Source organism: Nocardia sp. NPDC060255 (assembly GCF_042727395.1).
Classification (GTDB): Bacteria; Actinomycetota; Actinomycetes; order Mycobacteriales; family Mycobacteriaceae; genus Nocardia.
The window spans coordinates 57898-75237 of the sequence record NZ_JBHXAU010000018.1 but is presented as its reverse complement, the minus strand read 5'-3'; the positions used below and the strand labels follow the sequence as shown (position 1 = coordinate 75237).

17 protein-coding genes are annotated in these 17340 nt (G+C 65.2%); 6 read left to right on the top strand and 11 right to left on the bottom strand.

Going from position 1 to position 17340, the window contains the following annotated elements; all coding sequences use genetic code 11:
• Positions 1-117 precede the first annotated feature (117 nt).
• On the top strand, positions 118-996 hold the full coding sequence (locus ACFWF1_RS28905) for an esterase/lipase family protein (protein ID WP_379288379.1): 879 nt from the start codon (positions 118-120) through the stop codon (positions 994-996).
• 167 nt (positions 997-1163) lie between these two features.
• On the opposite strand, the gene ACFWF1_RS28900 is transcribed toward ACFWF1_RS28905, so the two are convergent.
• The 3 genes from ACFWF1_RS28900 to ACFWF1_RS28890 form a co-directional block, all read right to left on the bottom strand.
• Positions 1164-2474 (bottom strand): lipase family protein, encoded by a 1311-nt coding sequence (locus tag ACFWF1_RS28900; RefSeq protein WP_379288381.1) that lies wholly within the window; start codon positions 2472-2474, stop codon positions 1164-1166.
• A 175-nt stretch (positions 2475-2649) separates the two neighbouring features.
• Positions 2650-3858, bottom strand: coding sequence for a PucR family transcriptional regulator (locus ACFWF1_RS28895; RefSeq protein ID WP_379288383.1), 1209 nt, complete (start codon positions 3856-3858; stop codon positions 2650-2652).
• A 146-nt stretch (positions 3859-4004) separates the two neighbouring features.
• On the bottom strand, positions 4005-4157 hold the full coding sequence (locus ACFWF1_RS28890) for a hypothetical protein (protein WP_379288384.1): 153 nt from the start codon (positions 4155-4157) through the stop codon (positions 4005-4007).
• A 302-nt stretch (positions 4158-4459) separates the two neighbouring features.
• Here ACFWF1_RS28890 and ACFWF1_RS28885 point away from each other — a divergent pair, with 302 nt between their 5' ends.
• Both ACFWF1_RS28885 and ACFWF1_RS28880 read left to right on the top strand, forming a co-directional pair.
• Positions 4460-5482, top strand: coding sequence for an LGFP repeat-containing protein (locus tag ACFWF1_RS28885; RefSeq protein ID WP_379288386.1), 1023 nt, complete (start codon positions 4460-4462; stop codon positions 5480-5482).
• A gap of 32 nt (positions 5483-5514) precedes the next feature.
• The gene (locus ACFWF1_RS28880; RefSeq protein WP_379288387.1) at positions 5515-5796 is read left to right on the top strand and encodes a hypothetical protein; all 282 of its coding nucleotides are present in this window, start codon (positions 5515-5517) and stop codon (positions 5794-5796) included.
• An 81-nt stretch (positions 5797-5877) separates the two neighbouring features.
• On the opposite strand, the gene ACFWF1_RS28875 is transcribed toward ACFWF1_RS28880, so the two are convergent.
• Both ACFWF1_RS28875 and ACFWF1_RS28870 read right to left on the bottom strand, forming a co-directional pair.
• Positions 5878-7029: a hypothetical protein gene (locus tag ACFWF1_RS28875; RefSeq protein WP_379288389.1), complete on the bottom strand. Its 1152-nt coding sequence runs from the start codon at positions 7027-7029 to the stop codon at positions 5878-5880.
• Between the two features lie 100 nt (positions 7030-7129).
• On the bottom strand, positions 7130-8653 hold the full coding sequence (locus ACFWF1_RS28870) for a beta-N-acetylhexosaminidase (RefSeq protein ID WP_379288390.1): 1524 nt from the start codon (positions 8651-8653) through the stop codon (positions 7130-7132).
• 472 nt (positions 8654-9125) lie between these two features.
• Here ACFWF1_RS28870 and ACFWF1_RS28865 point away from each other — a divergent pair, with 472 nt between their 5' ends.
• Positions 9126-11003 carry a lytic transglycosylase domain-containing protein gene (locus ACFWF1_RS28865; RefSeq protein ID WP_379288392.1) on the top strand — a complete coding sequence of 626 codons (1878 nt, stop codon included), beginning with the start codon at positions 9126-9128 and terminating at the stop codon, positions 11001-11003.
• A gap of 9 nt (positions 11004-11012) precedes the next feature.
• On the opposite strand, the gene ACFWF1_RS28860 is transcribed toward ACFWF1_RS28865, so the two are convergent.
• Positions 11013-11168, bottom strand: coding sequence for a hypothetical protein (locus ACFWF1_RS28860; RefSeq protein ID WP_379288393.1), 156 nt, complete (start codon positions 11166-11168; stop codon positions 11013-11015).
• 613 nt (positions 11169-11781) lie between these two features.
• The gene (locus ACFWF1_RS28855) at positions 11782-12432 is read right to left on the bottom strand and encodes a TMEM175 family protein (protein ID WP_379288395.1); all 651 of its coding nucleotides are present in this window, start codon (positions 12430-12432) and stop codon (positions 11782-11784) included.
• A gap of 92 nt (positions 12433-12524) precedes the next feature.
• Here ACFWF1_RS28855 and ACFWF1_RS28850 point away from each other — a divergent pair, with 92 nt between their 5' ends.
• Both ACFWF1_RS28850 and ACFWF1_RS28845 read left to right on the top strand, forming a co-directional pair.
• Entirely contained in the window at positions 12525-13289 is a 765-nt protein-coding gene (locus ACFWF1_RS28850) for an alpha/beta fold hydrolase (protein ID WP_379288396.1), read from the top strand.
• Between the two features lie 139 nt (positions 13290-13428).
• Complete coding sequence (locus ACFWF1_RS28845) at positions 13429-13656, top strand: hypothetical protein (protein WP_379288398.1); 228 nt, start codon at positions 13429-13431, stop codon at positions 13654-13656.
• A gap of 13 nt (positions 13657-13669) precedes the next feature.
• Here ACFWF1_RS28845 and ACFWF1_RS28840 read toward each other — a convergent pair whose 3' ends face one another.
• The 4 genes from ACFWF1_RS28840 to ACFWF1_RS28825 all read right to left on the bottom strand — a co-directional run bounded on the left by ACFWF1_RS28840 (position 13670) and on the right by ACFWF1_RS28825 (position 17331).
• Positions 13670-14506 (bottom strand): SMP-30/gluconolactonase/LRE family protein, encoded by an 837-nt coding sequence (locus tag ACFWF1_RS28840; protein WP_379288400.1) that lies wholly within the window; start codon positions 14504-14506, stop codon positions 13670-13672.
• A gap of 66 nt (positions 14507-14572) precedes the next feature.
• Positions 14573-15388, bottom strand: a complete 816-nt coding sequence (locus ACFWF1_RS28835; RefSeq protein WP_379288402.1) for a DUF1460 domain-containing protein — start codon at positions 15386-15388, stop codon at positions 14573-14575.
• A 123-nt stretch (positions 15389-15511) separates the two neighbouring features.
• Positions 15512-15724, bottom strand: coding sequence for a hypothetical protein (locus tag ACFWF1_RS28830; protein ID WP_379288404.1), 213 nt, complete (start codon positions 15722-15724; stop codon positions 15512-15514).
• 50 nt (positions 15725-15774) lie between these two features.
• The gene (locus ACFWF1_RS28825) at positions 15775-17331 is read right to left on the bottom strand and encodes a M1 family metallopeptidase (RefSeq protein WP_379288405.1); all 1557 of its coding nucleotides are present in this window, start codon (positions 17329-17331) and stop codon (positions 15775-15777) included.
• Positions 17332-17340 lie beyond the last annotated feature (9 nt).

The window sequence follows — 17340 nt, the reverse complement described above, 5'->3', positions numbered from 1 at the left end:
TTGACGCCGAAAACCCACGTTGCCTGTCATATCGATATCCGCGCATAAGGATTTCCACACGGCGGCCTGCAGGCAACGTGGCCGCTGTATCTCGTCGAACGGATATGAGGAGCTTTTGTGCGTGGTTTCAGATTATCTGCGGCCGGCCTGAGCGTGCTGGCGCTCACCTGCCTGTCGGCTACCGCCTACGCCGACGTGCCCGCGCCGGTCCAGGGATCGTCCGAGGTGGACGTCGTACCACCGCCGCCGGGCGCGAACGACTGGTCCTGCAAGCCGAGCGCCGCCCATCCGCGGCCAATCGTGTTGGCGCACGGCACCTTCGAGAACCGCCTGGACAACTGGTTCACGATGTCGCCGAGGCTCGCGGCGGCGGGCTACTGCGTGTACGCGCTCGACTTCGGCCTCGGACTGGGTGGCACGGTGTCCGGCCTCGGGCCGATGCGTGAATCCGCGCAAAAGATCTCGGACTTCATCGACCGGGTACTCACGACAACCGGTGCGCAGCAGGTCGATATCGTCGGCCATTCGCAGGGCGGCATGCTGCCGCGGTACTACCTGAAAAACCTTGGCGGCGTAGCGAAGGTGCACTCCCTCATCGGCCTCGCGCCCGACAATCACGGCACCACTTGGGGTTTGGTCGGCCTGCCGATCACCCTCGTGCCGCCGGCGACCACCCTGGTGTGCCCGTCCTGCACCGAACAGTTGCCGACGTCCGAATTCATCACGCAACTGAATAGTGGTGACGAAACACAACCCGGCGTCAGCTACACCGTCATCGCATCCAAGTACGACGAGTTCGCGACGCCGTACACCACCGGTTTCCTCAACGGCCCCGACGTCGACAACATCACCCTGCAAGATGTCTGCCCGACAGACTTCGCCGAACACATGGCGATGACGTCCGACCCCGTCACGATCCAATTGGTGCTCAATGCACTGGATCCCGAACACAAAGCACCGGTTCCGTGCGGCACCGGATCGGTACAGACGAAATAGCGAGGCCCCCAATTCCGGTGGCGCATCTTCCCGGGTCTGTCCGTTATGTCGGTACCGCCGCTAACGTCTCGACCGGCGGCACCCCTCGCCGCCTAGCGGCTCGGCCGCTAACCACGGCGATCGGCTATCGCGGCGGTCGCCTGCGATAGCCGATCGCTCGTCAGCGACTAGCCGGGAATCTGGAAGTCGGCCTTGAAGCGCGGTCCCGGCGGCAGACCACGCAGCACCGCACTGATCCAGGCCACGGCGGGTGCCCACACCGCGCCCGCGTTGACGATGTGTTCGGGCAGCGGCATCGTGTAGAACCGCAGGTCCGCACCGCGGTTCCAGTATTCGTTCACCACCGGCAAGACCACGGACGCGGGAATCAGCTCGTCCCAGATCCCGTGCGCCCAGAAGATCGGGCTGTCCGGAATGTGCTGGCCCAGGCTCTGCTCCTGCAGCACCTGCATCACCCCCGGCGCGTTTTCCAACGTCATGCCGGGATTGAAGTAGTCGCTGATCGGCCGATACATCCCCGACAGCGCCACCGTGTAGACACAACGACTCTGCATGTCCTGCAGAATCGCCTGACCTTCCTTGGTCAGCAGCTTCGCCGCATCGAACTGTTCGGGGAACTCGCGGGACAGCCCGGCGAATCCGAGCCACATCGTGAAGTTGCTGATTCCGGCGAGCCCCGGCTGCTGCTGGGTCGCATACCGCGCCTGCAACCGCAGGTCACCAGGCGTGCCACCGAGGGCCGTGCCGAGCAACCGGACGTCGGGGGCGTAACTTTCGCGCATCTCGGCCGCCCGGATCGACCCGGAACCACCACCCGAATAGCCGTACATGGCGATGCCGGAATCCGAAAGCCCCAGCGACGCTTCGTTTTTCATGGCTCGCAGGCTGTCCAGCACCATCTTGCCCTCGTCGAAGGTGTTGAAGGTGTTGAACTTGCCGTCGAAGTCGGGCACGTTGATCGCGAAACCCTGCGCCAGCCAGCCCGCCACCAGCGTGGCTTCCTTCATGGTGCCGACCTGCAGCGTGTAGGACGGGTTGCAGGCCGAGTTCGTCGAGTCGATCGCCTCCTGGAACGAAACCACCGGCCGCGGTCCGCCCGCCCAGGGGATCCCCGGCGTGATCACCGAGGTCGCGGTCGCGATCGGGTTGTCGCGAATGTCGTTGCTGCGGAACAACAACTGCCTGGTGTCGACCGGGAACGGGATGCCGAGTATCCGGGTCTGCACGGTGCGCGAGCGAATAACCTGTCCCGGCGCGTACGACGCCAAATCCGCCGGGTCGGCGTACCACGGGTCCTCGGCAGGCACCGGGATGGGCAGCAGGTCGTAGATTTGCGGCTCAGCGGGCAACTGCGGCAATTGATTCTGATCAGGAGGGAACGCCGGATACGGATCGGCTGCCGCGATCCCGGCGCTGGACACCGCGAGGCAGAGCGCCGTCAATGGCACCGCAGCCCATGTGAATCTCTCCCCGAACATGCACCCTCGTCTCGTCGCGTGTGATCGGCATCATGCGAAGACCGAACTGGTGTCAGTACACCCCCGCGCGAGAACGTCCCGCTATCGACAAACCGACAGACTGCCCGCTGGGGCAGTTGTGCACATCCATAGAAACCGATCCCGCGGGCACCGAAATCCCGAATCCCGCACGAAATCACGCGGAGAATGCCTTCGATTCCAACAGCTGAGCGGTCCGCGCCGCCGACAACGTCATCGCCTCCGTCGGCCGCTGCGGATCATATCCGGTGAGTTCGGCGATCCGTGCCAGCCGATACGTGATGGTGTTGCGGTGCACGAACAACAGTCTGGCCGCGGCGTTCTGATTGCACTCGTTCGCGAAGAACACCCCGAGCGTCTCCGCCAGCACCGGTTGATCGGCGAGCGGCTCCAGCACCGAGGCCAGCTCTTTGCGCACCGACCCGTCGACCGCCACCGCGTACTCCAGCCGCAGATCCTGCCGGCGGCAGATCATCTCGCTGCGGGAAAGGCAGCGACCGAGTTCCGCGACGACCCGCGCCTCCGCGAAGGACGCCGGTATCGCCGCGCGCGTCATCGCGGGCGAAACACCGATCCACAGCAAAGGCGGTGCGCCCGTGGCGATTCCCGGCGCCAATCGGAGAGACAGATGCTCGATGACCGCCGCACTGTCGTCGCCCGAATCGATCGGAATCAAAGCCGTCCAGCCACTGATGTCGCGGCGCAGGAACGCACCGGGAAGATCATGGATGCGACGTCGCAGATCGGTCAGCGTGCCGGGCCCGGGGTCGCCGGGGCGAATCACCGCGACCACGAACGCCTCCGCGACCGGCACCGCCGGATCACCCACCCAATCGACCGGATCACGCCCGGCCAGCAGCGCGTCCACGATCCCGCGCCGCCGTTCCAGCTCGTCCCACGGCCGCCGCCGGGCATCCTCGACGCAGGCCACCGCGATGCGGGCCGTCATCAGCGAAAGATATTCGGAGAGCGGCCGTCCGATCTCCGCCAGCGCCGCCCGCCCGGACGGGGACGCCGTGTTCGGCAGCTGAGACCAGAGGAAATCGACGCCCGCCCGATAATTCCCGAGTACGTCGTCCAACCGCATCCCGTCGTGCACCAGCGACACCGCCCGCTCGACCAGTGGACGGGTATCTTCCTCGGTCGGCTGGTCGCCATCGAGCCAAAACCGGAAGAACAGCCGCACATTCAGCTCGGCGGCCGGAACGAAGTCCGCGTCCACCAGCGAGCTGGGCACCGCGTCATATAAGGAAGATTGTGTCGAGAAGCCACCGACCAACGCGATAGCATCCGACAGCAATCGCTCGATCGCACCGGCCCGCCGGGCCGGACGATCGAACGCGGCAACGGTGCCCGCTGTGCCCACGGCAACTCCCAACGACGATGTCTGGTACCGCCCGCCGCCCCCGGATTTCATGAACCCGGTACCGCCGGTAACGCAAATCTAGCAGACCGTCTCAGCCACCGTCAGCAAGATTCACCGGGCCACCCATTGCGGGCCAGGGGCGCGATCTATCGGTCGCACTGGTCGTCGTCGGTGCGGAATCGGCGCAGGGTGGGGTCGGGGTGGTTCTGCTCGTAGGGGCCCTCGGTCCAGAAGCTGATGGTGCCCCAGACGGCGATCGCACCGATTGCCAGCGCGACGAGCGTGACCAATACATCCATGCAGCAATGCTGGCCGTCGCGGGGCGGCCGGGGTATCCGCCGAACATCGGACAGTATTTCCGCTGATGGCCTGGTTCAGGCCGGTCGACGATCGATCGCCCGGTCGCCGCCCTGTAGTAGCTGACTTGTTCGAATTCGATCCCGAAACTCCGGCTTACTCGCCTGCCGACCATCGATTTCCAGCGAAAAGCCGCGTTTGATCGCGGGGGAACCGGGGAATTGCCCGCCTGTAGCTGATCGATCGTGTCCGTACCGGCCGAGCTTTGTCGGCTCGCGAATCGCACTGACGAATCGAGGAGATCATGCCTGAACTATTGAATACCCATCGAGGAAAGACCCGGCGTCGTACGTCGCTCACGGTCGGCGCCGTTGCGCTACTCACCTCCGGGCTGCTGGCCACCGCACCGTCCGCAGTGGCTGATCCGTCAGCGGAGGCGACCACTGCGATCGACGCGCACTACGCCGATTTCGGCGGGGCGGGCTCGTTCCTCGGCGCGCCGCTCGGCCCGGCCACCGACGTTGCCGGCGGTGCCGAGCGCGCCTACCAGGGCGGCGTCATCTACTTCTCGCCGAACACCGGCGCCAAAGCCGTGTACGGCGAGATCCTGGTGAAGTACAAGTCCCTCGGTGGGCCGAGCGGTCCGCTGAGTTTCCCCACCAACGACGAGACCGGCGCGGGCGACGCCGTCGGCCGCTTCAACGATTTCGCCGAGCCCGGCGGGGCAGCGATCTATTGGAAGCCGGAAACGGGCGCCTGGGCGATCAAGGGCAAGGTGCTCGACGCCTGGCGCGAAAGTGGCGGTATCACAGGGCCTTTCGGTTACCCGCGCTCGGATATGACCGTCGATAACGGCGTCGCGACCGCGAACTTCGAGGGCCCCGGCGGCACCGAGATCAAGTGGTCCGACAGCGAAGGCCTGGCGACACTGCCGCCCGAGCTAGCCGCGACCCTACCGGGATTCCGGGTGAACTCGCCCGACGTCGCGGCGCCGAATCCCGATGTGGCCGTGACCAATGACTCCGGCAACTCCGGAATCAACAGGTGGTGGGGCATCCCCATCGGATTGGCCATCACGGCCGTCGTCGGCGGGCTGCTCGGCATGCTCGGCCGTCGACGCGCGGACCCGACGCCCGTGACAACGCGCACGACCCGCGGACCGGCCGCACCCACCTCGGCGGCCACGACGGGTGATCGACAGGGATTTGTGCCGCCACGTACTGACGCCACTGCCGCAGCTACTGCTGCCGGCGCAGCACAGCGCGGCACTGCGAATGTCGCAGGGGCACACGAGATGCACCGCGACGCACCGCGCACTCGCAGCTAGCCAGAGCAATCGACCACGGGAAAGGAACGACAATGGAATGGCTATTGGGCGTACTAGGTGGGCTCGTCGGCGGCAACATAGCCGGTGCGGGCAAGGGCTTCGGCCTGGTCGGAAATAGCGCTGCGGGCGCGGTCGGTGGCGGTGTCACCGGCGCGATCATCCAGGCGGCGACCGGATCCGGCCTCGATCTGGGGCAGGTCATCGGTCAGGTGGCGGGCGGTGGCGCGGTCGGCGCAATACTGACCGCGGTGATCGCGATGTTCGCGAAGAATCGCGGGACGGCCGATCGACGCGAGCTGGCCGATCACCGGTAAGTCACCGATCTCGTTGCCGCGCAAACACTCCCGGCGGTGTGTCCTCGTTCGAGGCCACACCGCCGGGCAGCGTTCAGGTGACTAGTTCTCGCGCAGGCTCGACTGCAGCCGGTCGAACTCCTGCTTCGTCATTTCCTCCGGCGACCGTTCCGGCAGCTGCCGTGATTCGACGCCGACCGGGCCGACGTTCCCACCGTCGAATACCACTGAGGCCCAATTGTTCTGGGCTTGCAGCGTGTTGTAGTTACGGTCGTTGTTCACGCTGGTCTTGACGGCGCCGGTCTGGATGGAACCGTTGCAGTTCCAGTCGATCGGCTGGTCCGCCGATCCGGCGGTCTTCCTGCGGGTGTTGTCCGGGCAGAAGTACACCGTCTTCCAGCCTGCCGCCACCGCACCGAGACCCTGCCGCTCCTGCAACGAATTCTCGTTCAGCGCAGGAGGATTCACATTCGAGTAACCGAAGTTGGCACTGCCGTCCGTCTTCGGTACACCGGAGAACTGGAAACTGTAGTTCATCACGCTGAGGTAGTTCGGCTTGTAGTTCACGTGGTCGGTGCCACCGTGCTTCAGGCCGAGGTTGTGCCCCAGTTCGTGGATGAACGTGCCGACATTGCCGTCGTCACCGGGATTCCAGTTGCACTGCGGGCCCAGTGCGACGATGAAGGTGTCGGCCGGGATGCCCAGCGAAATGCCGCTGCTGCAACCGTTGTCGTAGGAATCCGCCCAGATCATGTAGTGGAAGATATGCGAACGAGCGGAGGCGAAGTTGGTTCGTTTGATCGCCGCGACCTGATCGTCCACCGGCGACAGATTGCTGTCGTAGGGCACCTGATTGCCGCCGCCGAGATCATATTTGGCGCCTCTGGCGTTGCCCGCGTCCAGATGGATGTTGATCCCGTTGCGGCCGTCCGGGTTGGTCACCGGGGCGGCGGCGAACACCCCGGTGACCCGATCGAGCGCCGCGGTGGTCGGCAGGCGCCCGTTCATGTAGTCCATCTCGACGAACAGGTCCTTGTGCTTCGGATCCGCGCCCATCTTCGGCAGATCGACGTCGATCTTCCCGTCGCCGTCGGCGTCGTAACCGTTGATCTCCCATGCGTCGGGCAACCCGTCACCGTCGCTGTCGACCGCGGCGGCCTGCGGTTGGGCCACTGCGGTCACCGGGGTCAGGAACGCCCCCAGCCCGGTCAGTAGCGCGAAGCCGGCGATCAGAGTTTTTCGATAAGGCGACACTTCGGACTCCTTCCGGATCGTATCGGGGGACGATCCTGTATTTCGAACGAACCTTGCGATGGAATTCCGAAGTGGCCTTCGGATTATTGCGCAGCGTCGGCTATTTCCAGTCCACCTGCGGGGAGCGGTAGAAATTGATCCCCTGCGCGGCCCAGATCGGGCCCTGTTTGGCGAGCCGCAACCGGTACGTGTCCCAGTTGTGAGTCGCGGCCGGTGACCAGCCGATCTCGGCGATCCCCGCCAACCGCGGGAAGGCCATGTACTCGATGTCGGCGCTGGTCCGCAAGGTCTCCGACCACAGCGGCGCCTCGACCCCGGCGAGCTGGTTCTCCGAAACGCCCTGGAGGAAGGTGGCCGGATCCCAGTTGTAGGAATCCTTCACCTCGACATAGCCCGCCCAGTGCAGACCGAGCGGTGAATCCTTGTTGTACTGCATATCCAGGTACGCCTTGTTGGCAGGCGACATCAGGATCTTGTTGCCACGCTTGGCCGCCGCCGCGACATCGGCATTCGTGTTGGCGGTATCCCAGTACTGCGGGATCGCCGACGTGGGCGGGTTGGTCACCACGATGTTGTGCCAGCCCGTCGCCTTCTTGTCGTAGGTGGCCAGCATCGGCGTCACCTTGTCGTAGAAGGTCTTGTAGTCGGCCGCGGAGGTGGAATGCGCCTCGTCACCACCGATATCGATGTATTTGCCCGGGGTGAGCGCCGACAGCTCGCGGATGACATCCTCGACGAACTTGTAGGTGGTCGGGCTCGCGATGCACAGCGAGCTGTAACCCACCTCGATGTCGGTGCGCGGCGGCACCGGCTTTCCGTCGCAGTTCAATTCGCCGTACGACGCCTGCGCGGCATTGGTGTGGCCGGGCATGTCGACCTCGGGAACCACCGTGATATGCCGGGAGGCAGCGTATTTCACGATGTCGGTGTACTGCGCCTGGGTGTAGTAGCCACCGGGGTCACCGCCCACCGCGGTCTGGCCGCCGATCTCGGCCAGCTTCGGCCAGCTCTTGATCTCGATGCGCCAGCCCTGATCGTCGGTCAGGTGCAGGTGCAGCGTGTTCACCTTGTACTGGGCGATCTGGTCGATGTAGCGCTTGACCTGATCGGGCTTGAAGAAATGGCGGGCCACGTCGAGCATCGCGCCGCGCTGACGGAAGCGCGGATAGTCGAGCACCTTGCCGCCGGACACCGTCCAATCCTGGTGCTGCACCGACGTTTTGTTGATCGCCGCGGGGAACAGCTGGCGCAGCGACTGCACGCCGCCGAACAGTCCGTCCGTGGTGTTCGCCTTCAGGGTGATGCCGGACTTGGCGACGGTGAGCTGGTAGCCCTGGTCGCCGACGCGCTTGCCCGCGTCGCCGAGCTCGAGGGTGATGCCCGGCTTGGCCAGGTCATAGCGCTCCACCACCGGCAGCGGGAAACCCGTCGCGGGCCGGAGTAACCCGCCCAGGTATTCCCCGACGTCCTTGGCCTGGTGTTCGGCGCGGATCACGCTGGCGGCGGTCAGCTTGAAGTTCGCGCCTGCGTCGGGCTTGGCCTCGACGGGGACGGGCACGATATCGGTGACCGCGCGCTCGGTTGTTTGTGGATTGTCGGCTGCGTTACCGGTTAAACCGGGCATGACAAGCGTGGTGAGAGCCACGGCTGCGCCGAATGCAAAGGGGTATAGAAACTTTCGCATAGCGTACCTCCGGTACAACTTTAGGGGGCATCCAGAAGTATGGAGCAGCGTGCAAGATATGAGTGGGGACCTTCCCAACTGGGGATATGCGCCGATTCGGCGATCACCGATCCGCCACCGCACCGGAACATGCCGAATTCCCCACTTCTACTGGGGATCTCCGGGCAGCTCGTTCATGTCATGCTTGCGCCGGTTGTTCGGGACACGGCGGCTGCGGGCTGCCCGTTGACCGAGACATCCGCTTGTACAACAGCTCTCATGAGATATCCACTTGTACAACAGCTCTCATGTCCGCTGAGGTGCGTCGTCCGGCGTCGTTCTGCAGCGAACAACGGGAAATAGCTGTCGCGGTGAAAAATGGCGGCGGTACCGCGCAGGTAACCGTCGACGTCGACGAAGGATTGGTAAGCCGATGCGAATATCCGGTCCGATTACCGCATCCGCGCTCGTGTTTGCCGGGCTGCTGATTTCCGGTTCCGTGGCAAGCAAAGTGCCCGACGGTGTACTGGCCTCCGCGATGACACCCACCGGTCAGGACAATTCGGCCGATCAATCGGTCATCGTGATCCCGACCTCGCCCAAATCGCAGCACCTGCAAGCAGATCCGCCGCAGGATCCGGGGCCCGATGCCACGGTCCCGATCCACGATGTCGCCCTGCCCAACGTGCCGACCCGGGGCATTCCGGAGATCGCGCTCGCCGCCTACCGCAATGCCGAACTGTCGCTGCAAGCCTCGACCCCCCACTGCGGGATGCCGTGGCACCTGCTGGCCGGCATCGGCAAGGTCGAGTCCAATCATGCGGGCAACGGGCGCACCGAACCCGACGGCACCACCCGCGGCATCATCTACGGCCCAGCGCTGGACGGCACCCTGCCCGGCAATGAGGTCATCAAGGCCGCCGAGGGCGGCTACGTGCGCGCCGTCGGCCCGATGCAATTCCTCCCCGGCACCTGGTCTCTCTACGCCGCGGACGGCAACGGCGACCGGAAGTCCGACCCCAACAACATCTTCGACGCCGTCCTCGGCGCGGGCAAATACCTGTGCTCGGGCAACCTGGACATGCGCGACCCGAAGCAGGAGACCCGAGCGGTCCTGCGCTACAACAATTCCCTCGACTACGCGTCGAAGGTGCTCAGCTGGTCCAACGCCTACAAGACCGGCGGCGCCCCACCCCAGGGCGAGCTCGCCCCCATCCCCGACGCCACGCCCAGCGGCGGCATGCCCGACGGTGCGGGCTCGAGCATGAGCCAAGGCGAAACAGCCACCGTCGCCGATCCCGCCGACCCCGCTGCCCCCACGGACGCTCCCGCCCCGGACGCGACCACCGACCCGAACCCGGCACCCACGACGGACCCACTCCCGTCCGATCCCCAAAACCCCACGGGCACGCTGGAAATCAGAATCCAGGTGATGATCAACATCCCCGGCCGAGCACCGATCCCGTGCGGTGTCTTCTGCCCGCCGCCCACGCCGGACGGGTCGACCATCCCGCAGACGACCACACCGCTGCCCACCCAAACTCCCACCACCACAACACAACCCGACACCACCACGCCGCCCGCACCCACGCCGACGACCACGCCGACCCCGACAACCACTTCCGTCGCGCCGACAACGTCGACGACACCTGCGCCGGTGCCACCCGCCATGACCACACCACCGCAGGTCAACAACCAACCGCCAGTCGCCCCGGCACCGGCACCGGCAACCACCGAGCAGAAGCCACTCCAAACCACCACCGCAACACCGGCACCCAATTCAGCAACACCCACCACGACAACTCCGACAACAACGCCGAAGCCACCGGCACCGCAGCCCACACCCAGCCGGACCCCGCCGGTCCAACCCACCACCCAACCGGTCGCACCAGCCCCGGCTACCTCCGCACCCAAACAGCCGCCAACGGCTCCGGCTCCGGCTCCGGCTCCGGCTCCGGCTCCGGCTCCGGCACCGACACCCGCACCCGCACCCGCACCCGCACCCGCACCGAAACAACAACCGACCGCACCGGCTCCAGCAACCACCGCACCCAAACAACAGCCGATCGCACCAGCTCCTGCGCCAGCTCCGGCTCCGGCTCCCAAGCAACAACCGACCGCACCGGCTCCTGCGCCCGCTCCTGCTCCCCAGCAACAACCGACTGCACCAGCTCCAGCCGCCCCGGCCCCCAAGCAGCAGCCAGCCGCCCCAGCTCCTAACCAGAAGCCACCAGCCCCAGCACCGAAACCCATTCCGGCACAACCAACCGCGACCAGTCGGCCCCCCATTCCGCCCGCTGCACACCCCTGAGCGATGCTCTCAGCCGCGCGCCGACGTTGCGGCCCAGCTGATTCGACGCACTTTCCAGCGCCGCTTCACCACGCCCTCGACTGGGCCGACTGCAATCCGCAGCAGCAATGACCACAGCCCGACATGCGGCACCGACAGCGCGATAACCAACGCCAACCCCACCATCGCCGCCGCTCCCCACCCTGACCATCGCTACCCCTCGGCCGGCCCACCCACGCGCAACGGCAACGGATCCCGCCCGTCGAAACCTTCCGGCACCCTATGGCCACGCTGATTACCGACCACCGGCCGGCACACACCAGACCCACAGATCCGCCATACCCCTCACAAGGACTGTAGCCCCTGTGAGGGGTATGCACGTTCTGTGAACCTCCCTGCGGCTCAGCTGGTTTCGTGCGCTTTCCACTGCCGCTTCACCATGCCCTCGATCGGACCGGTGTGCAGCTCACGCAAAGGGTGAGCGGCCTCCAACGCGCCACGCGGACAGCAGAATCCGCACCCTCACTCGGGATCGGCACCGACTTTAGGGCCCTATTCCGAGTGCCAATCCCAAGTGAGGGTGCGGATCTGTGGTGAAACTGGGTACGGCACGGCCGGCGCTGACCGGTGCCCCCTTGTTTAGGCTGTGCACCCGCTAACGTGCAGTCCCTGTGAGGGGTATGGAGTGTCTGTGGACCCGGGACTGCCGTGTGCACGCGGTGGGCGGCTTTGACAATGGGGTTCAGCCCCGCCCGCCGCGACGAGGCGTGTGCGCGAGTTCCACGGCTGATGTTGCGGCTCAGCTGGTTTGGTGCGCTTTCCACCGCCGCTTCACGACACCCTCGACCGGGCCCACTGCTATCCACAGCAGCAATGACCACAGCCCGACGTGCGGCACCGACAGCGCGATGACGAGTGCTAAACACACCGTTGCCACTGAAATCCAGCGCACCGCAATGTCGATGCCTGTCACTCGCTCGGCGTCCGCTAGCAGGTTCGCCCGATACAGCACCAACTCCGCCAATCGGCTGAGCGTCATCGCACCGATCATCACCCCCAGGTAGATGCCGATGGCGAGCCGGTCACCCCGGTGCGAGTAGACATCGAGAACCGTCGCGAGCGGCAACGCGACGATGCAGAGCAACCACAACATATTGATGCGCACCAGCAGCCGCGTATACCCGGTCGCCCGCTCGAACAGCCGATGATGCTCCCGCCAGAACGAACTGATCACCACAAAGCTGACCCCAGCCGCAATAAGCCCATAACTGTTCTCGGACAAGAACTTCGACGTAGAAGAATCCGCAACCTCACGAGCATTGTCGACCAACGGCAACACAATCAACGTGATAGCAATAGCCACCACCGCATCACTGAAGAAGATCAACCGCTCCAGCCCCCGCTCCGTCCGAATAGGGCCCCTCGCATCGCCTGTTCCTCGGTCGGTCATCCGCAGAGACTACCCAGCACAACGAAATCCCTGGACCCGACCGCCAAGTTATTCGGATGCGCATGCAGTTGACGCCGACTAGCGTCCGAGCGATGGTTCTCCCCCACGATGTAGCAGGCGACGGTCCGCCGGCGGTCCTGCTGCACGCGGGCGTGTGCGACCGGCGGATGTGGGATCCGCAGTGGACTGCGCTCATCGATGCCGGATATCGGGTTGTGCGTTGCGATTTCCGCGGTTTCGGCCAGGCGCCGGTGCCGCCCGACGTGTTCAACGATGCCGAAGACGTCCTCGCACTCCTGGACTTGCTCGGTCTCGAGCAAGCGGCACTCGTCGCCTCGTCTTATGGCGGGAAGGTCGCCCTGGAGATCGCCGCACGCTGGCCGCAGCGCGCGACAGCGTTGGCGTTGCTGTGTACCGGTGTGCCCGACCACGATCCCGGCCCGGACCTGCGCGCGTTCGACACACGCGAGGAAGCCTTACTCGAAGCCGGAGACGTCGCGGCCGCGGTGGAACTCAACGTAACCACGTGGCTCGGACCGGACGCGGACGCGAAGACTCGGGAAGCCGTCCATCAGATGCAGCGCCGTGCCTTCGAGCTCCAACTGGCCGCCGCCGACGCTCAGGGCCGGAACAACGTCGCCTTCGACCTGTCCGCGATCAGCGCGCCGGTACTGGCCATCTCCGGCGAGCACGATCTGCCGGACTTCCGCCAGATCGCCGCCCGGCTCCCCCGCTTGCTCGCCGACGCCCGGCACCTGGAACCCGCCGGCGCAGGCCACCTCCCCAACCTCGAGCGCCCCGATGAGACGACGGCAGCACTGGTCGCCTTCCTGCGGAAGACGATGCCGACCAACTGAGTCGCCGCATTTGGCAAGAATTCAATCCGGTAAGGCGTCTTGTCAGATTGATCAATCCTTGCTATGTTTCGAATATCAGCTATTGATCAGCTACATGTACGCCCCGGGACTCACCGTTCGCACCACCAGGAGGGCCTGGATGCGTCAACCCCCGACGCCGAAGTACGTTGTCATACTCGAAACCACCGTGCTCATCATGATTGCGGTCGGCTTGGTCTTGGCCCGCTTGTCGTTCAAAGTGTCTGGTGGCGTGACGAATTGCTTGTACATCGGCGCGATACTGGCGGGCCTCGCCGCGCTCGGGGCGTACTACAGCGCCCGCAGAGCACGTGCGGAGTTGGAGCCGCCCGATCCCGACGACCCGTGATCGCGCAACCCGGTCACGGTCTCCCTGCGCCCGGTGCGGGGGCCGGAAAGGCCACCACCTGACCGGTGGGTTCCGCTGACTCGGGTCCGCCCCAATTCTGGCCTACGACATACAGTTTCGGATTGTCCCCGCGACTGAGTACGCAGGCGAATGCGCCGCGGTCGAGTTCTACCTTGCCCAGCACTTCGCCACCTTCGGCAACTCGAACGCAATGCCTGTTGCCCACGTCGGCGTACCAGACCGCGCCCTCGGCGTCGACGCAGATTCCGTCCGGATGATCGCCCGGTGTCGCCGCCCATACACGGCGACCTGCAAGACGCCCATCGGGCTCGATGTCGTAGGCGGTGAGCTGGTTGGCGTAGGACTCCGCGACGATCAGGGTCGCGCCGTCCGCCGTGATCGCCATCCCGTTCGGGAAAGCGAGGCCGTCGGCGACCTGTTCGACGCGCCCCGCCGGTGTGACGAGCACGATTGGGCCCGGCGTGAATTCACCGCCGGGAAAATCGAAACCGATGCTGTTGACGTAGGCGTTGCCGCGATCGTCGACCACGATGTCATTCCATGGCTTGTCCGACACGACGGACAGGTCGGCGTGCGTGACGAGCGACCCGTCGGTCTCCAACCGCACGAGCCTGCGCTGCGCCGAGTCCACGATCAGCAGTCGCCCGTCCGGCAGAAAGTCGATGCACATCGGGAACGACGGGATCTGCACGATCACCTCGGGCCGGTGGTCCGCCCCCAGGGCGATCACCTGATTCGCGCCCCAGTCGGAGAACCAGAGTCGTCCGTCGTGCCAGCGTGGGGACTCGCCGAACACGACTCCCTCCAGCAGAATTTCGGGCTTGCTCACGTCGCGATGTCCTTCTGTAGTCGGTACAGAATCTGACGTGGCCGGCCTCGAGAACTCATCGGCCGACTATTGCGCGCGGTACACCACAATGCCCGGCACCGACCGGACGTATTCGGCCAACGGCGAATCGACCACCTTGTTGTTCGCCGCCAGCGAGGACGCGTTCCGGAAAACCGGACCGCTCGGCGTCATGACGAAGATCCCGACATGCGTAACATCCAACCCCGCCTGGTCGGTGTAGGCACCGAGGTAATCGCCAGTACGGAGTCCACCGATGACACCGTCGTCAACGGCGGCACTGGGAATGTAGGTGATACTGCGATCCACCACCGGCAGCCCGGCAAGATACGTCCCGCCGTCCGCCTTCGCATTGAGATGTTTGCCAACAGTCACTGCGGCCGTCGTCAACGCGCCGGTGATATCGGTGGCCGCAACTCGCGGAGTACTCACCCAATCACTGAAGAAGTGCTTGCGCTGCAAGAATTCAACGCGCCCACCGGTATACCGCGTATCGATCAGGTTCTGGTCGAACTGGCCACGGTCGGCCGATCTACTGAGCGCCTCGACATAGTCGAGATAGGTGAAGCAATCCACCCGCCGGAAATCGATGACGAGCTGTTCCGGCTGCGTCGCGGACCCGATCAGCATGTCGGCCCCATACGGCGTACCGAGAAACTGCCGCGACAACAGCTCGACCAACTCACCCTTGCTCTGCCCGGCGGGCGCACCGGCCCGCAACGCCAGCAACGCATCGATCTTCTGCTGGGTGACACCATCCACGACGACCGGCGGAACAGGCTCAGCGAGCGCTGTGGGCACCGTCGACGCCATACCACCGCCAAGAACCAGCAGAACGAGCAGTAACCGGGCCAGGGTGCGCAAGAAGCCTCCAAGACGAGTGCATGATCCATCGAAGAACAACACCCACGGTAGCCCGGCCGTCAATCCGTCAGCCCGCACACGACGGTGACCGCCGCAGAAACCCGCGGCGGTCACCGTGTGCGATCAAGCCGCTACATAGACCGGCTTCTTCTTGAAGACACCCTTGCTGGCGACCGGCGTCGCCGTGCCGGCATTCACCCCTTGCCCGCTCTGCGGCGCATAGTTGACCGGCCCGCACGATATCGCGCCCTGCGCACACTGAGCAGGTGACGAGACGCGCTCGTCCGGTGCCGCGTGCAGCGCGGCCACAATGAACGGTGCGATGGTGGCCGCCATGACGAAGGACCTTATCGATCGCGGTAAAGCGGGTCTCGAAGAGACGGACGTCATTTCCGATCCCCGCGCCCGAACGGCCACGCGTCGGTGCCCGGTGCCTCGGGAGCTGCCTGCATGCCCTGGTTGCTGAGGCTGCCCGGGTACAGGTATTCGCTGGCGGGCCGCTTCTTGCCATTCAGCCACGCGTCGAAGAAACCGTCCAGCTTCTTGGTGGTGCGGGACTGCACGAACTGCCGGAACTCGGGAATCGACGCGTTGCCGTGCTTGTGGCCCTGCGCGAAATCCTTGACGGCGGTGAAGAATACGTCGTCACCGATGTAACGGCGCAGTGCGTGCAGGAACAGCGGGCCACGGGTGTAGACGGTGGTGAATTCGTTGCCCTTGCCGGGATTGTAAAGCGGTGTCGCCCAGACATTTTGCTGATCGGCACTGGCGAGGGCCCGGCGATAGATCTGATCGGCGTTCTGATGATTGACCCGTTCCGGGTACAGGATGTCGGCGGTGTAGCTGGCGAAGCATTCGTTCAGGCAGACATCGCGCCAATCCTTGACCGAGACCGAGTCACCCCACCACTGATGGGCGTTCTCGTGGATCAGCGTGTTCAGATCCGTCCACGGCGCGTAGATCGGCCGGGTCTGAGTCTCCAGTGAGAACTGCAGATCGGTATCCACATAGATGCCGCCGCCCGCTTCGTGCGGATACGGGCCGTACAGCTGCTCTTCGAAAGCGAGCACGCCGGGCAGCTTCTTTTCCAGATCCTTCTTCTGCTGGGCCCCGCCGGGCGCGAAGAAGCTCTCCAGCGGCGTATTGCCGACCTTCTGGTTCAGTCGGGTGAACTTGTCGATCGCGATCGTGGACAGATACCCGATGATCGGATCCTTGGCCTCCCAGGTGACGGTGTGCTTGCCCGTCCCGGCGGCCACGTCCGACGTGCGGATGCCGTTCGAGGCCACATCCCAGCCGGTCGGCACCGTGGCCTTAACCGTCAAGGTGACCTTGTCCAGCGGCGTGTCGTTGAGCGGGTACCACGTTGTCGCCGAATGCGGTTCGCCCGCCGCGAAGGCGCCACCGGACGGCGAATACGTCCAGCCGTTGCCGTTGGTGTTGGGCACCGTGCCCGCGTAGTCGACGACGACGGTGAAAGGTTGCCCCAGCGGCAGTGCCGCTTTCGGCGTCACCACGAGTTCGTGCTCGCCGGTCCGCTTGAACTGCGCGGGCTGACCGTTGACGGCGACGGAACCGACTGCGGGACCGGCATAGTCGAGGTTGAACGCCGACAGGTTCTGGGTGGCGTTCGCCGTGATGGTGGCCTTGCCCTTGAGGTTGTGCGACGACGGGGTGTAGTCGATGGCGACGTCGTAGTGGAGCGCGTCGTAGCCGCCGTTGCCGTCCTGCGGGTAGTACGGGTCGCCGAGACCGTCCGAGCCCGGCGTCGGATCGGCCGCGCTCGCGGCGGCACCGTTCGGCGCATCCGGCGGCGGTGCGGCGACCGCGGCGACGCCGGCCGACAGGCTCAACGCGAGAGCCAACGCGGACACCGCGACCGGCCGCGCCCGCAGCGCGACGGGGATCGGATTGCCTCTGTCTGACCACTTGGGAATTCGCATGGTGCACAA

Excerpts from the sequence above, each read along its gene's own strand:
- ACFWF1_RS28900 (WP_379288381.1), bottom strand. The coding sequence starts at position 2,474 with ATGTTCGGGGAGAGATTCACATGGGCTGCGGTGCCATTGACGGCGCTC.
- ACFWF1_RS28890 (WP_379288384.1), bottom strand. The coding sequence starts at position 4,157 with ATGGATGTATTGGTCACGCTCGTCGCGCTGGCAATCGGTGCGATCGCC.
- ACFWF1_RS28885 (WP_379288386.1), top strand. The coding sequence starts at position 4,460 with ATGCCTGAACTATTGAATACCCATCGAGGAAAGACCCGGCGTCGTACG.
- ACFWF1_RS28880 (WP_379288387.1), top strand. The coding sequence starts at position 5,515 with ATGGAATGGCTATTGGGCGTACTAGGTGGGCTCGTCGGCGGCAACATA.
- ACFWF1_RS28870 (WP_379288390.1), bottom strand. The coding sequence starts at position 8,653 with ATGCCCGGTTTAACCGGTAACGCAGCCGACAATCCACAAACAACCGAG.
- ACFWF1_RS28865 (WP_379288392.1), top strand. The coding sequence starts at position 9,126 with ATGCGAATATCCGGTCCGATTACCGCATCCGCGCTCGTGTTTGCCGGG.
- ACFWF1_RS28860 (WP_379288393.1), bottom strand. The coding sequence starts at position 11,168 with ATGGTGGGGTTGGCGTTGGTTATCGCGCTGTCGGTGCCGCATGTCGGG.
- ACFWF1_RS28855 (WP_379288395.1), bottom strand. The coding sequence starts at position 12,432 with ATGACCGACCGAGGAACAGGCGATGCGAGGGGCCCTATTCGGACGGAG.
- ACFWF1_RS28850 (WP_379288396.1), top strand. The coding sequence starts at position 12,525 with ATGGTTCTCCCCCACGATGTAGCAGGCGACGGTCCGCCGGCGGTCCTG.
- ACFWF1_RS28845 (WP_379288398.1), top strand. The coding sequence starts at position 13,429 with ATGCGTCAACCCCCGACGCCGAAGTACGTTGTCATACTCGAAACCACC.
- ACFWF1_RS28830 (WP_379288404.1), bottom strand. The coding sequence starts at position 15,724 with ATGGCGGCCACCATCGCACCGTTCATTGTGGCCGCGCTGCACGCGGCA.
- ACFWF1_RS28825 (WP_379288405.1), bottom strand. The coding sequence starts at position 17,331 with ATGCGAATTCCCAAGTGGTCAGACAGAGGCAATCCGATCCCCGTCGCG.